This window comes from Rhodococcus sp. WB9, assembly GCF_007558985.1.
GTDB classification, from domain to species: domain Bacteria; phylum Actinomycetota; class Actinomycetes; order Mycobacteriales; family Mycobacteriaceae; genus Rhodococcus_F; species Rhodococcus_F opacus.
In genome coordinates this window covers 4,305,065-4,318,816 of the sequence record NZ_CP041769.1, presented here as the reverse complement: position 1 = coordinate 4,318,816, position 13,752 = coordinate 4,305,065, and the positions used below count along the sequence as shown (strand labels likewise).

The window sequence follows — 13,752 nt, the reverse complement described above, 5'->3', positions numbered from 1 at the left end:
GAGCACCTGTACATCCGGGCGCTGGTCCCACTCGCATTCGCGAGGCCGTCGAGCGCTCGCCCTGTCCAGGCCGCGGACCTGACAGCGTGTCCTGCGTGGTCGCCGCATGGGTTGTGCCGGACCGCGAACAGCGAGTACAGCGAAAGATATGACCTCGACGAAGGGGACGCGGTGGTTGCCGTTGGCCGCCGTCGCGGTGCTCGTCGTCGTGCTCGCGGCGAGCGGGATTATTCCCGTCTGGCCGGGACTGCTGCACCTGGTTGCGCTGCCGCCGCTGGATCAGTTCGCGGACCTGCGACTTCTGCTGGTACGTACCGCCTCGTGGCCCCAGTTCCTGATATTGCTGGCCGTGGTGTCGGCCGTGCGGGTCATCCTGATGGCCTGGCTTCTCGGTGGACTCGATGCCCGACGCCTCCGCTTCGCCGCAGTGTTCTATGCGGTGGCGTTCGGTCCCGTCCTCTTGGCGACGCTCGGTGACGCAACCGCCTACGCGACGCTGTACTCGCGGGCGTTCTGGCCGGCGGTGGCGCTGGTCGGGCTGCTGGTCCTGATACTCGGCCCGGTCCCGTGGCAGGGCGGGGTCACCCTACGCGGTGCGATGGCGCGGGCGTGGCGTCGCGGCCTGCGGATCGAGGTGATGGTGCCGTACTGTGCGGCGGTTCTCTCGCTGGGCGCTCTGGCCGACCGGAGCCCGGCCCTCACTGTGCTGCTCGTGCCGATCTCGGCTGCGGCGACAGGGCTGACAGTGTGGGCGATGGACCGTGCGCCACTCACCCGGCCCGTTACCGCACTCGTCGCCGTCCTCGTCGCGTCGACGGTGGCGTCGGTGGTCTTCGTTCAGACACGACGCTATGACGATCCGGAACCCGCGTCACGACAGGCCGGTTCGCTGTTCATCATGTCCGGAATCAATTCGCGTTCGGGGCAGGGGAGCATCCACCGGGCGGACGTGCACCGGCTGGGTTACGAATGCGATCAGGTCTATTACTTCTCCTACGCCGGCCCCGGCGACGGACAGCCTCAGCGCGACTCGACGTGTCCGATCAGATCGGGGGCCCCGTACGAACCTGCCGACACCCAGCGCCCCGTCGAGGAACAGGTCGCGTTGTTTGCCGAACAGACCGCTAACCTGCAGCGGCCGTTGATCGTTGCCGCACATTCCCATGCCGCCTGGATCGCGTGGGAAGCGGTTGCCACGGGTCGGGCGCGGGTCGACGGGCTGGTGCTGGTGGGTGTCTTTCCGGAAACACCGCTCGGCTTTCCGTCGCCGGACGTCGACCGACGGGGCAGGGTGTTCGGCGACCTGTTGCGGTGGGCGGCGCCCGCGACCGACATCGTCTTCTTCCCCTTCGACCCCGATACGCCCGCGGCGCGGCAACTGCTCGGCACCGCGGGCAGTGCACAGGCCATTCTCGGCGAGCCGCTGCCCGGGGAGGTGCGTGTTCTGAGTATCACCTCGGCTGCCGATCTTCCACTGATGCCGCACGGCTGGCGGCTGGACGTCGAACGCAATGGCTGCCCGGTCCGCGCCGCACACTCGTCGCTGCCGACATCGGCTGCGTTCGACGACGAGGTGATCCGGTTCCTGGACCACCGGGATTCTCCACCGTGCCCGATGTGGCGGGACTGGGGTGCGGTCGTGATGCAGGCTCGGGGTACCGCCGAGCGTGAGCTGACCGGCACCGTGGCGAACCAGCTGTCTGATCGACGACACACAATTGTGTCGAAGCGGTCGGGGCGATTTCTCGGACGCCGGAGCACGGCCCGGAGTTAAATGGAATGACACAGGCGTAAAGGATTTCGGCAGCGAGTAAGCCCAACTCAAGGTCCGCCGCCGCCCGCTCCGGTGTCGTCCCAACCGTGCGGGAGGCATAGCGTCGGGGTGCACGATGATCGAAGCAGTGACAGGGCTCCTTGCGAGGAGAACCGAGCCCGCCGATGCCCGCCCCGACCCGCCCGAACACATCGATTACGACGAACGTGTCCGCGGTGTCCCACTCGGACGACTTCTTGCGGTGGCGGCCCTGACACCAGCCCAGGCTGCGCTACTCGTCGCGGATGCGCTCGATCAGCTCGAACCGGCGCGCAGCGAAGGGCCCTACCCACTCCACCTCCGGGACGTAACGGTGTCCGAAAGTGGACAGCTCACGATCGGGTGCACGGGAAGTGCGTCACGGCACGACATGAGCGAGGCGGTGGCCGAGCTCGTCCGACGTATCGCGACGAACTGTCGCGGTTCGGCATTGGCCGACCGGTTGCACGAATCGCTCGCCGAAACAACAGATCTGGATGTGTTGGGGCAACGGGTTCGTCAGGCGATCGCACCCGACGTCGACCCGGCACAGGAGAGCAGGAAGCGCTGCCAAATCGCCGGGCTCGTCGCAGCGACGATGGGACGGCCGCGTACTGACAGCCGAGTCGTGTGGGAGCGGACGGAAGTACAGGACTGGCCGTACGTTGCGGAGGGATCCACCCTCGCACCGTCAGGCTGGTTCCCGCCGGTCCGGAATCCGTGGCATCGCAAAAGGAGACGACCGTCGCGGCGGCAGGGAGCGCTCGGTCTGATCGCGATCCTGATACTCGTCGCTGCGGCGTTGATGGCTCCACGGGTGTGGTCCGAGCTGCGCCGGGGGTGGGACGCCGTCCTGAATCCCGTGAATCCCGCGGAGCAGAATCAGATTCGGCCCGTGTCGCCGCCTCCACCGGAACCCCCGGCTGATCAGGCCGCGCCGGCGACGATCGATGTCGGCCGGGCGCCGTCGTCCGTCGACGTCGGTGCCCCCGGGAGCGCGGGCCCGATCACGCTCGTCACGGCCACGCGCGCCAACGGTGAGTGTCGCCCCGGGCAAGCGTGCGCGATCCGGGTCGACGTTCACCTGGATCCGGCGGCAGCTGTCGGCGCCGTGACCTGGCGGGTGAACGTGTACGACCGCTGTTCCGGCGAGGTGCGGACGGGGAGTGACGTGTCGCTGCCCGTTCAGCCCGGGTCGCAGCAGGTGTACGGCATCGTCCGGACCGATCTGCCGCCGGGCGCCGCGCTCGCCGTCGGGGCCGTCACCAGCGCCCCGGCGACGGCCGCGTCCGAGCCGCTGCTGGTGCCCGCCGAAAACGCTCGCTGCTGAGCGCCGGGGGAGGGGTGGGATGCACGACGACAAGCATGATGACAAGCACGATGACAAGCACGAATCCGACCCGTGGATCGTCGGTGCGGCGATCGTTCTCGTCGTGCTCGGCCTTCTGAATTTGCTCTCGACAGGGAAGACAGCAGACGCTGTTCGCCACACGCTCTTCGCCGTTGCCGGTCTCGGCATCATGTATGTGGTGTCCCGCCTGCGGATGAGTGATCTCCGCGCCTTCGGCTGGGCAGTGTTCACCGTGGCCACCGTGTTGCTGGCGGTCGTGCCGCTTGCGGGGGTCGCGACCAAGGGTGCTCAACGCTGGCTGGACTTCGGCGTATTCACCGTCCAGCCGTCCGAACTGGCCAAGCTCGCCCTGGTTCTCGTGCCCGCGAGCATGCTCGCCGGTGGGTTCACGCCGGCACGATTCGTCGCGACCTTGGCGATCGGGGGCGTACCCATTGGACTCGTCGCACTCCAACCCGACCTGTCGACTGCCGTCGTCCTCGTTGCGACGGCGGGATTCATGCTCATCCTCGCCCGCGTCCCGCTGCTGCCTCTGGTTCCGCTGTTCGTGCTGGGTCTCGCGTCGCTTCCGCTGGCCGTGCTCTTCCTCCGCCCCTACCAGCTCGAACGGGTCCACGTGTTCTTGTCGAGCAACGCCGACCCCGCCGGCGCGGGATGGGCCGAGTTGCAAGCGAACATCGCGATCGGCAGCGGTGGCCTGTGGGGGCTGGCGCGCGACCCGATGTACGCGGTGCGGGCCGAGTATCTTCCCGAATCGGAGCACGATCTCGCGTTCGCCAGCCTGGTGTACGGGTGGGGTTTGACCGCCGGCTTGGCTGTCGTGGTGGCAACTTCGGTCATCGTGTGGCGGGCGGCACTCTCCGCGCGCACGGCGCGCACTCGCGAGGCCGCACTCGTCGCGGCCGGAATCGGCGCGTTGTTCGGCATCCACGCGCTGGTGTCGATCGGTCAGAGTCTGTCGCTTCTGCCTCATACCGGCATGCCGATTCCCCTCTTCAGCTACGGGGGCACCGCCGCCATCGTCGGTTTCGTCGCCATCGGACTGGTGCTCGCGGTGCGCCGAGACGGCGTCGCGCGACCGCTGTGGACCCCGGATCCCCGACGGCGACGCCGCCCGCGCGGAATGTCGGCGGGCACCCTGACGATGACCGCGGCACTCGTCGCGATGTCGGTGTTCGCCTGGCAGTTGCAACACGACCGGGGTGCGGAATTCCGGGCGATGAGCGACCAGCAGATGATGCGGTGCATCCGCCTGCCCGCAGAGCGCGGACTGATCCTCGACCGCAACGGAATTCCGCTCGCGGTCAATGTCGCCGAGTACGCCGTGGCGGTGGTCGCTCGGATGTTCGAGGAGAACGACGACGACACCCGCAGCCGGTTGGCCGCTCTGCTCGCCACGTCTCCCGACGAGTTGGCGGACCTGATCGAGGCCGGTGGCGAGGGGGAGTCTCAGGTGGCGGTAGGCAGAGTCGCGCCCGACCAGGCTCGCCGCATCGTGGATGCGCGACTTCCCGGTGTGCTCGTGGTGCCGTCCGGCCGCAGACAGTATCCGTACGGTGCCGTGCTCGCCTCCGTCCTCGGGCATGTCGGAGTCGCCGACGCAGACGACATGGAACGCTGGCCGCATCTCGCGCTCGGGTCCCGGGTCGGCAAGGCGGGACTCGAGAAGCAGTACGACGCTCTGCTCCGCGGCAGCGACGGCAAACAGTGCGTGTACGTCGATCCGTCCGGGCATCCGGTAGCGACCGGCGAACGCGTGGACCCGGTGCGGGGCCATGATCTGCGCCTGCACCTCGACATCGGGGTGCAGAACCTGGCGACCGACGCACTCGTGGAGGCGATGCGAACCAGCAAGGGCGACCTCGGTGCCGCCGTCGTGATGGACGCGCGGACCGGAGCCGTACTGGCCCTCGCCAGCGTCCCGGGCGCCGACAACAACGTCTACGGACCTCCGGCCGACCTCGTCGCCCTCGCGGCGCAGAGTCAGACCCCGGGGCCGAGCCCGTTGGTCAACAACGCCACCCAGACCGCGGTCCCGCCCGGCTCCACCTTCAAGATCGTCGTCGCGGCGGCGAATACCCAATACCCGGTGCTGTCGCCGGACACGGTGGTCGACACGGGCGCGGCCTACACCTACGGCGGCCACACCTTCCGGAACTGGCAACCGATGGGCCCGCACAATCTGCTCCAGGCGATCCAGTGGTCCGACAACGTCTACTTCTACAAGCTCGGTGAACTCCTGGGCCCGGAGAAGATGGCGGACGTCGCGGGGCAACTGGGCGTCGGCCGACGTTCCGGGATCGACCTGCCCGGCGAGGCCGAGGGATTCCTCGGCACCCCGGAGAACGTCGGAAGCATCGGGGCCACCTGGTATCCCGGGTCGACCCTGTTGATGGGTATCGGGCAGGGCACCGTCAGCGCGACCCCGATTCAGGTGGCGCGCTGGACGTCGGGCATCGCCACAGGTGCGATGGTGACGCCCCAGCTCGCTGCGGCGTACGGGTCGGAACTGACCCCCATCCCGACAGCGGAACCGCAGCGCCTACCGTTCGCAGACCTACTCGGTCCTGTCCGGGCAGGCATGCGAGCGTCCGCGTCGGCCGGGACCGCCGGGCAACTCGCGGACCTCCCGGTACCGGCCGGCGCGAAGACCGGCACGGCGGAGGACCCGTCGGCGCCCGGCGAAGGACTCAACGCCTGGTTCTCCGCGGTCGCGCCTTTCGACGCCCCCCAGATCCAGGTGTCGGTGCTGATCCGCGGCGGTGGCTTCGGGTCGGCGACGGCGGGCCCCGTGGTCAAGAAACTTCTCGAACACTACTTTCCGCGACCACCCGTCCCGGCGCCGAATCGGTGATCAGCTGCTGTACGCGGCAACCACCTCAGGATGAACCAGACACGCCGTGGCGCCTTCGGCGACGCAGGTGAGCGGGCGTTCGGCCGTCTTCACCGGGAACCCGAAGGCCTCCTCGAGCAGCTGCGACAGGCCACGTAGCATCGCCCCGCCGCCGATGACGAGTAGCCCTTCCGACATCACGTCACCGATCGCCTGGGGAGGAAGGTCCTCGAGACACTCGGTCAGTGTCTGCACGATTCCGGTTGTGGTCGGACGCAACGCATCCACGATCTCCTCGGTCTCGAGTGTGACGAATCGCGCCCGTCCGGTAACGGCGTCGCGACCCTCCACGACGAGTGACTGCCCTTCGTCGGTCTCCGGTGCGCCCAGCTTCGCCCGCTCGGCGGTGAGTTCGCCGACCACGATCTTGTGCTCCGACCGCAAGTACTGGTACAGCGCGTTGGTCAGTTCGTCCCCCGCGAGTCGGCAACTGCGGTGGGAGAGAATGCCACCGAAACAGATGGCGGTGATTTCCGAAGTGCCGCCGCCGATATCGACGACGAGGTGTGCGCGTGGTTCCATGGGGTTGATTCCGCAACCGAGCGCACCCGCCACCGGCTCCGGTATTAACCCCACCTTCCGCAAACCGGCCTCGTGGCCGACCTCGAGCAGGGCCCGACGCTCGAGCGGGGTGGCACCCGCGGGGACCGAGATGACTCCCTTGGGCCGCAGCCCGTATCGCCTTGCAGAGGAGACCCGTTTGATGACGGCCGTGACGAATGCCCGCGCCGACTCCAGGTCCACGATCACCCCGTCACGCAACGGTCGAACCGGCGTGATTCCGATAGGCGTGCGGCCGACGAGACTTCGCGCCTCCGTGCCGATTGCAAGAGCACGGTGCGGATCCTTCGTTCGAACGAGCATGAAGGACGGCTCGTTCAGTACGATGCCGTCGTCGGGAGTTCCGACGACAGTGTTGGCAGTTCCGAGATCGATACCAAGTCCACCCACGTCGGCCTCCATCGGGATTCCAGCGAGATGGATCTGATGTTACGCAGCGGCAGCGTCGTTCGGAAGATAATGCGTTACACCAAAGACGCCGGAACAACGTCAGGACGGCAGGGGGCCTTCCTCGGCGTGTCGTCGTGCCCGCTCCCACGGCCACGTCATCAGGGCCCACACGACGAGAATCAGTGTCGTCGCGCTCAGTAGGTACACCGGCCACGGACCCAGAACGTCCAGAAGGGTCGCGGTGGCGGGTTTTCTGTTGAGGAATCCGTAGTTGGTTCCGGCGACACGGTTGAATGTGAAGGTAGCCGCCGCCCAGACGACCGTGACCAGGACCGTGAACCGGTAGCTGCGCCATCGGGGTCGCATCCTTCGGCCCCACGTCAGATAGATGGCCGCCCAGACCACGAGCAGGTGAATCGCCCAGAACGCGAGAAACTGGTAGTGGGGGAAGTCCGGACCGGTCAGAACAGGCGAGATCAACGCCTGGGTGCTCAGCACGAGTCCCCAGTAGTACGTGAGCGCGTAGGCCCACTGCGCCCGGGACCACAGCGCACAGGCCGCCGCGACGGTCGCGAGATCGGTCAGGCGCAGCGGTACCGAGCCGCCGATGGTGGGCGGAAGCGAGAAATAGACCAGTGTCGCGCCGTAGATCGCGGCAGTCAGCACCGCAAGGACGCGGCCGAGGCGTCGGGCCTGCGATTCGGTCTGGCAGCGTCCGCGCCAGACCAGAATCGCGGACCCCACGACGAACAGCGCGATCATGGCCCAGTAAGACGGGCCGTATGCCGTGAATTCCCTTTGCGAGGAAAACAATCTCGATCAGCTCCGTGGTCACACGAAGTCGAAAACCGGTGGGAGAACGCCGACCATCAACGCCGCCCACACACCGAAGACGGGAAGGTAACGGGTCTGCCAGCGTTCGGTGGAGCTGAAACCGCGGCGGCCGCGCAGGAACCCGAGGATGAGATGAGCCGACCAGGTCAGGTTGACGAGGAGGACCAGGTTCATTCCGAGTGCCGCCACCTTGTTCGGGGTGAAGCCGAATTCCGCGATTCGAGTGAGCATGGCGAACAGCATCAGCAGGTCGACCGCGAGGGCACTGACGACGAGGACGAGTTGGAGGCGGTCGAACAGGTCGGGTGGCAGGTAGGGGTCACGGGCGGAAATCGCGTACAACAGCAATCCCAGGACGACGACGAGAATGAGATCCATCAGGATCAACAGGTTTCGGTCGACGTCGACGACGCTGCCGGTCGTAGCGAATGCCGTGAGCAACACGAGCAGCATGAGCGTGGTCAGTGGGGTGAACACGCGGGTGAGGACTGGGGCGATGTTCTCGACTACATTCTGTTTCGCCTCCACGAGCCATGCTGCGACGATGACCGCGCCGGCCGTCCCGAACGGCAGCACCCAGTCCTCGATGAACCACTCGACACTCAGGCCGAGCGCGTCGAACGCACCGATCGTCAGGCCGATGAGGACGCCGCCGCCGAGGGCGAGGAGGGTCAGGTAGACGACCCATTCGCCGGTGAATCGGATGAAGTCCATTCGCCGCCGATCCGATCGCCACTGACCCCCGACATACGCAAGGCCGACGGCGAACCACAGCGCGATCGGTGCGTGGATCGCCGCGATCACCTCGGTGGCGCCGTTCGACGCGAACGGGAAGACGTTCAACAGAACCGCCGCCAGGGCGAACGGCACCAGCAGTACCGCGGCGAGCCGGGGCGTGACCTGTCGCTTCCAGGCGAAGTATCCGGCGAGGAACGGAAGAACGAACAGACTGAGGTTGCGTGCGAGGTCCTGCTCGCCGAGTGTCGCCACGCCTGCCTTGACCGACAGTGCCGCGCCGACGGCGAGGCCGAGAACGACGAACAGCTCACGTGTGGGGCGAGTGCCGTCGCCATCCGACGCGGCCGGCATCAGAACGAGTTGCTTCCACAGCCGATCGGAGTGCTCGCGCGCGAACTCGCGGGAGATGTCGTCGACGTTGCCCATGCGTTTGACCGCGACCAGGAATGCCTCGTCGGTCTGCAGTCCGGCGGCGGACAGATCCGAAATTTGATCGCGTAGATGGTCTTCCATCTCGTCGGTGTCGGCGGCGGATATCGCGTGACGGCGCTCGACGTAACCCCGCCACTGGCCGATCTGCGATTCGAGCTCCTTGTCGGTATCCATCACGACCATCCTTCGGCGGAGGCTGGGGGCAGTTGGACGGAGCGCCACACCTGGCTCAGAGCGTCCGCGACGACGTCCCATTGGGCGCGTCGTTCCGCGAGCATCTCCCGGCCCGCAGCGGTGATCGTGTAGTGCTTACGCCTTCGCCCGCTGTCGGAGGCTCCCCACGATGCCGACACGTATTCCAACCTTTCCAGGCGATGCAGAAGTGGGTACAACATTCCGTCGGTCCACTGAATCCGTCCGCCGGACAAGTCGTTCACTCGTTTCAAGATGGCATACCCGTAGGACTCGCCTTCCGCGAGAATTCCGAGCACGAGGGGAGTGGCCGAAGCCGCCACCAGATCTTTCTCGATATGCATAGAACCCCTATCCCTAGATCTGCTAGTTATAAAAACTAGCAGATCGGATCGTGGGTGGTGCGCAGCTCGCGGAGGTCGAAAGCGACAACCTGGGGTTGACGCTCATGGTCCGTCAACCTAGAGTTGACGCATGGAGACTTCAGATCGTACGACCCCACCCATCCGACTCGACGAGCTCATCGACGCGATCAAGAAGGTGCACGCCGAAGCCCCGCTCGCGCAACTCACCGACGCGGTCCTCGCCGCGGAGCACCTCGGTGAACTGGCCGACCATCTCATCGGCCACTTCGTCGACCAGGCCCGCCGCTCGGGGGCATCGTGGACCGAAATCGGCAAGAGCATGGGCGTCACGAAGCAGGCCGCGCAGAAGCGATTCGTCCCCAAGGATCCCGGGCAGGCCTCCGACCTCGACCCGAATCAGGGATTCAGCCGGTTCACTCCGCGCGCACGAGAGGTGGTGGTGGTCGCGCAGAACGAGGCCAGGGCGGCACGGACCGCCGAGATCCTGCCCCAGCATCTCATCCTCGGACTCCTGGCCGATCCGGAAGGGCTCGGCGCCCGAGCGATCTCCGCGCAGGGCGTGACACTGGATTCGGTCCGGCACGCCGCGACCGCGACGCTGCCCCCCGCCGTGGAGGAGGTGCCCGCGCTCATTCCCTTCGATGCCCAGTCACGCAAGGCGCTCGAACTGACGTTCCGTGAGGCACTACGTTTAGGGCACAACTACATCGGAACCGAGCACATCCTGCTGGCCCTGCTCGAGGTCGAGGACGGGGTCGGAGTGCTCACCGGACTGGGTGTCGACAAAGCTCGCGCCGAGGAGAACATCGCCGCCAACCTCGACGCCATCGTCGCCGCCCGCGAAAAGGAGTGACCTCGCAGGGCCTCCGTCACCCACGCGGTGCTCAGGTGAAGGGCGTCCCGCCGGTGACGCCGAGCACTTCTCCGGTGACGTAGCTGGATTCGTTCGATGCGAGGAATACGTACGCGGGTGCCAGTTCGGCCGGCTGGCCGGGCCTGCCCAGAGGCACGTCGTCCCCGAACTGCCGATAACCGTCGGCGGGCATTGTCGCGGGGATCAGCGGCGTCCAGATGGGCCCCGGTGCAACGGCATTGACCCGGATTCCCCGCTTCGCCACATCGGCCGCCAAACCCTTGGTGAAATCGATGATCCCTGCCTTCGTGGTGGCGTAGTCGAGAAGCCCGGGAGACGGATTCATCCCCTGGATCGACGAGGTGTTCACGATCGTCGATCCAGGTTCCATGACCGCGACGGACTTCTTGCACAACCAGAACAGCGCGTAGAGGTTCGTGCGCAGGACACGGTCGAACTGCTCGGTGGTGATGTCGGCGATACCACCCGTCTGCACCATCTGAAAGGCCGCGTTGTTGACGAGTATGTCGAGATCGCCGAGTTCACGGACCGTCAGATCCACGAGCGCCTGACAGTGGTCCTCCGACGTGATGTCACCGGTCGCGACGACGCCTCGTCGTCCGGCCTCTTCCACCATTCGCACAGTCTCCCGTGCGTCCGACTCCTCGGCCTCCAGGCAACTGACCACGACGTCGGCACCCTCGCGAGCAAACGCGATCGCCACCGCCCGTCCGATGCCCGAATCCGCGCCGGTGATCAGGGCGTGGCGACCGTCGAGGCGGCCGCTTCCCCGATAGGACTTCTCGCCGTGATCCGGGGCGGTCACCATGTCGGAGGTCAGTCCCGGGTGCGGTAACTCCGGTTGGTGTTCGCGATCGGGGGCGGGGTACTGCGTAGTGGGATCCTGCCGGACGTACTGGTCGGCCATTCTCGTACCCTTCTTCGTCTTCTGTCGAATCGGCAAGCCGGACTGATAAGTTCGTCGAATCAGTGAGAGGCGCTTCCCGCGACGCTTACCCCTTCGAGAGGACCCGGAAACCGTCAGGGCAGGGGGCCGGCGTGCGACAGTGCGGTGTTCGTGCGTATGCCGTAAGCGTCTTTGCCGGGGGAGGCGCCGAACAGGCGGCGGTATTCGCGATTGAACTGTGAGGGGCTGTCGTAGCCGACACGTTGCCCGACGCCCGCGACGTCACCGGGGTGGGCGACCAGCATCGAGCGGGCGTGTTGCAATCGAATTCGTTGGTGAAACTGCAAGGGGTTCATGGCCGTGACTCCTCGAAAGTGCCGGTGAATCGCTGATGCACTCCCGTGGAGCCCACTGAAGAACGGTTTCCTGTCCGGCAAGTATTGCCGCGGCACAGAGGTCACCGACTCCGCCCGCACCGCCTTCGTCGGCGGTCCGACCCACGCCGAGTTCGTGGTCATCGACGCCGTCGCCGCAATCGCCGACGACCTTGCGACCACTTCGGCAGCCGTTGCGCTGGCCTGGCTGCGTGCCCGATCCGGGACCGTCGTGCCAATCCTCTGCGCCAGGCGCGTCGAGCACCTCACGGACAACATCACCGGCCTGGAGGTGACCCTCAGCCCCGAACACCTCCGCACGCTCGACGAAGTCTCGGCGCCGACACTGAATTATCCGGCGCCGATGCACGGCGAGCAGCGGGCGATGCTCCAGTTCGCCGGCGCCACGGTGGACGGGAAATCGCCCCGTGTATCCACCGCTGCTGCAGAGCGCCGTCCGAATCCGGCCGGGTGAGGTACGGACAGCGAGGTCGACCCCTAGTTCGCCGGCAATATCCGCCGAACCGCGCGAATCGTGACGGCCGGGCTCGCCGGATGCCATACCTCGCGATCAGAGTAGGACCAGGCATAAGTAGGACTGCCGTCGCAAATGCAGTCGAGTAGCCCCGGCTCGTCGAGTTCGTCGGCTGACCATTCGTACAGTTGCTGCAGCCGCGGCCCGATCAGGCCGTAGTCCAGCATCTCACCGACGTTGTGCTCAGCGGCGACATACGCCGCGACGTCGTCCCCGAGGGGATATCGGTCGGGGAGGACCCGAGAGAGCGACAGGAAGATCCCGGTCATCGAGAGACGGGGATCTCCGAGAAGTGGGCCGGCCGGCGCGAGCCGCCCGAGCGCCAGACGCGGCGCCGCGACCAGGGCATGGGCATAGAGAACACGGAGCAGTACGACGTTGAGGAAGAAGCGCTCCGGACGGCTCTCCGTGCAGGCAAGGTCGCGGTGGTCCAGGTAGGCGGAGGCGATGCTCGCATTGTGGGCCCGGTACCACGTGCGTGCGGTCGGATCGCCAACGAACAGCATCCACAGATCGACGGTGTGCGAGGACGGAGTCCCGCCCATTCCGCCGCTCCGGGCGACAGCCTCGCAGCCGTCGCGCATCAGCCGCTCGTTGACCGCTCGCCACCACGGACTGCCGGGCGGCATCGCACCGAGCGGCGCCAGCACGCCGCGGCCGATCTGCCAGCGCATGAACGACAAAGCCGCCCGGCGGAACGGTAAGTGCCGGGGTGCGTTGCCGATCGGACCGTGATAGGTACGGGCGATCAGCTCGAGTCGGGCTGCAGGATCGTCACACACCGCATGGACCTGACTCCGCGCCCACTCTGCGGCGGAACGTCGAGAACTCACGCTCCCTATTGTCGGTCCCGCCGGCGCTGGGCGGAAGTGTGCGATTTCTAACCGGCCGGGTCTGCCGTCGCACCCGGCGGATGACACCGATGTATGTTTCGGGTGCAACAGCGGAGAAGTCCTGTGGCTGACACGCCAGCGAATGCAGAAGAGCTACAACAGAGTTCCGTTCCGTCCCTCCGGCCACGGAGACACTCCTACGGACCGGTCGAACGCACACCGCTGGCACCGCACTGCTCATCGGATTCGGTGCAGGTCTCACGTAGGCCGCTCAGGTCGTCACGCCGCCCGCAGCGCCGTACGCTCCCTGACGACTCGGCAATCACCCGTGATCGGAGGGTGGTGGGCGGTAGGGGGAGTAGCGTGGTGGGTGTCGAGGGTTATTCGAATATGCGCGGTCATGCCATGTCGTCCTCGGCGCCCACACCGGCCCGCAGTCCAAGGGCCGAGAACTGGAGCGCCGCCATGGCGTCGAACCCGACTGATGTGTCGAATTTACTCGTGTCCGAGTCACCGAGCCCCGTGTCGGCGGTGGAATCGGCGGCGTCGTGCACGGCATGCCCACACAGCACGGATTCCCACGATGCGCTGGGGATTCGGTTCTGTGCCGTGACCTCGGCGCGAAGCCTCGATCGTAAGTGCATCTGCGCCGGTGAACAGGTGAGTGGACAGCACTACTCCCGGTACTGAAGCAGACGCTCG

Annotated in this window: 13 protein-coding genes and 1 pseudogene; 6 read left to right on the top strand and 8 right to left on the bottom strand. The window is 66.6% G+C overall.

The window, feature by feature from the left end; translation table 11 throughout:
* Positions 1-148 precede the first annotated feature (148 nt).
* The 3 genes from FND50_RS19895 to FND50_RS19885 all read left to right on the top strand — a co-directional run bounded on the left by FND50_RS19895 (position 149) and on the right by FND50_RS19885 (position 5,997).
* Complete coding sequence (locus FND50_RS19895) at positions 149-1,774, top strand: hypothetical protein (protein WP_260850537.1); 1,626 nt, start codon at positions 149-151, stop codon at positions 1,772-1,774.
* A gap of 115 nt (positions 1,775-1,889) precedes the next feature.
* The gene (locus FND50_RS19890; RefSeq protein ID WP_144286823.1) at positions 1,890-3,122 is read left to right on the top strand and encodes a hypothetical protein; all 1,233 of its coding nucleotides are present in this window, start codon (positions 1,890-1,892) and stop codon (positions 3,120-3,122) included.
* A 19-nt stretch (positions 3,123-3,141) separates the two neighbouring features.
* On the top strand, positions 3,142-5,997 hold the full coding sequence (locus tag FND50_RS19885; protein WP_144286822.1) for an FtsW/RodA/SpoVE family cell cycle protein: 2,856 nt from the start codon (positions 3,142-3,144) through the stop codon (positions 5,995-5,997).
* On the opposite strand, the gene FND50_RS19880 is transcribed toward FND50_RS19885, so the two are convergent.
* From FND50_RS19880 to FND50_RS19865, 4 genes are all read right to left on the bottom strand, one after another.
* Positions 5,998-6,987, bottom strand: a complete 990-nt coding sequence (locus tag FND50_RS19880) for a rod shape-determining protein (RefSeq protein ID WP_144286821.1) — start codon at positions 6,985-6,987, stop codon at positions 5,998-6,000. It abuts the gene before it with no gap.
* Between the two features lie 99 nt (positions 6,988-7,086).
* Complete coding sequence (locus FND50_RS19875; protein WP_144286820.1) at positions 7,087-7,800, bottom strand: TIGR02206 family membrane protein; 714 nt, start codon at positions 7,798-7,800, stop codon at positions 7,087-7,089.
* Positions 7,801-7,818: 18 nt separating this feature from the next.
* Entirely contained in the window at positions 7,819-9,165 is a 1,347-nt protein-coding gene (locus FND50_RS19870) for a permease prefix domain 1-containing protein (protein ID WP_133983899.1), read from the bottom strand.
* Positions 9,165-9,527 carry a PadR family transcriptional regulator gene (locus FND50_RS19865; RefSeq protein WP_005246523.1) on the bottom strand — a complete coding sequence of 121 codons (363 nt, stop codon included), beginning with the start codon at positions 9,525-9,527 and terminating at the stop codon, positions 9,165-9,167. Before FND50_RS19865 ends, FND50_RS19870 begins: the two co-directional genes overlap by 1 nt.
* A gap of 130 nt (positions 9,528-9,657) precedes the next feature.
* Here FND50_RS19865 and FND50_RS19860 point away from each other — a divergent pair, with 130 nt between their 5' ends.
* Positions 9,658-10,401, top strand: coding sequence for a Clp protease N-terminal domain-containing protein (locus FND50_RS19860; protein ID WP_144286819.1), 744 nt, complete (start codon positions 9,658-9,660; stop codon positions 10,399-10,401).
* A 31-nt stretch (positions 10,402-10,432) separates the two neighbouring features.
* On the opposite strand, the gene FND50_RS19855 is transcribed toward FND50_RS19860, so the two are convergent.
* On the bottom strand, positions 10,433-11,329 hold the full coding sequence (locus FND50_RS19855) for an SDR family oxidoreductase (protein WP_144286818.1): 897 nt from the start codon (positions 11,327-11,329) through the stop codon (positions 10,433-10,435).
* 113 nt (positions 11,330-11,442) lie between these two features.
* Positions 11,443-11,664, bottom strand: coding sequence for a helix-turn-helix domain-containing protein (locus tag FND50_RS19850; protein WP_260850533.1), 222 nt, complete (start codon positions 11,662-11,664; stop codon positions 11,443-11,445).
* A 40-nt stretch (positions 11,665-11,704) separates the two neighbouring features.
* Here FND50_RS19850 and FND50_RS19845 point away from each other — a divergent pair.
* Positions 11,705-12,143: pseudogene (locus FND50_RS19845) on the top strand (aldo/keto reductase); the annotation flags it as partial.
* Between the two features lie 37 nt (positions 12,144-12,180).
* On the opposite strand, the gene FND50_RS19840 reads toward FND50_RS19845, so the two are convergent.
* Together FND50_RS19840 and FND50_RS36895 are read right to left on the bottom strand one after the other, a co-directional pair.
* Positions 12,181-13,050, bottom strand: coding sequence for a hypothetical protein (locus FND50_RS19840; RefSeq protein ID WP_144286816.1), 870 nt, complete (start codon positions 13,048-13,050; stop codon positions 12,181-12,183).
* 398 nt (positions 13,051-13,448) lie between these two features.
* On the bottom strand, positions 13,449-13,646 hold the full coding sequence (locus FND50_RS36895; protein WP_260851053.1) for a hypothetical protein: 198 nt from the start codon (positions 13,644-13,646) through the stop codon (positions 13,449-13,451).
* Here FND50_RS36895 and FND50_RS36890 point away from each other — a divergent pair.
* The gene (locus tag FND50_RS36890; RefSeq protein ID WP_260851052.1) at positions 13,573-13,740 is read left to right on the top strand and encodes an RGCVC family protein; all 168 of its coding nucleotides are present in this window, start codon (positions 13,573-13,575) and stop codon (positions 13,738-13,740) included. The two genes, FND50_RS36895 and FND50_RS36890, sit on opposite strands and share 74 nt — an antisense overlap.
* Positions 13,741-13,752: the final 12 nt, after the last annotated feature.

Bases quoted from the DNA above. Each gene is read 5' to 3' on its own strand.
- FND50_RS19870 (WP_133983899.1), bottom strand. From the start codon at position 9,165: ATGGATACCGACAAGGAGCTCGAATCGCAGATCGGCCAGTGGCGGGGT.
- FND50_RS19885 (WP_144286822.1), top strand. From the start codon at position 3,142: ATGCACGACGACAAGCATGATGACAAGCACGATGACAAGCACGAATCC.
- FND50_RS19890 (WP_144286823.1), top strand. From the start codon at position 1,890: ATGATCGAAGCAGTGACAGGGCTCCTTGCGAGGAGAACCGAGCCCGCC.
- FND50_RS19895 (WP_260850537.1), top strand. From the start codon at position 149: ATGACCTCGACGAAGGGGACGCGGTGGTTGCCGTTGGCCGCCGTCGCG.
- FND50_RS19865 (WP_005246523.1), bottom strand. From the start codon at position 9,527: ATGCATATCGAGAAAGATCTGGTGGCGGCTTCGGCCACTCCCCTCGTG.
- FND50_RS19855 (WP_144286818.1), bottom strand. From the start codon at position 11,329: ATGGCCGACCAGTACGTCCGGCAGGATCCCACTACGCAGTACCCCGCC.
- FND50_RS19850 (WP_260850533.1), bottom strand. From the start codon at position 11,664: ATGAACCCCTTGCAGTTTCACCAACGAATTCGATTGCAACACGCCCGC.
- FND50_RS19860 (WP_144286819.1), top strand. From the start codon at position 9,658: ATGGAGACTTCAGATCGTACGACCCCACCCATCCGACTCGACGAGCTC.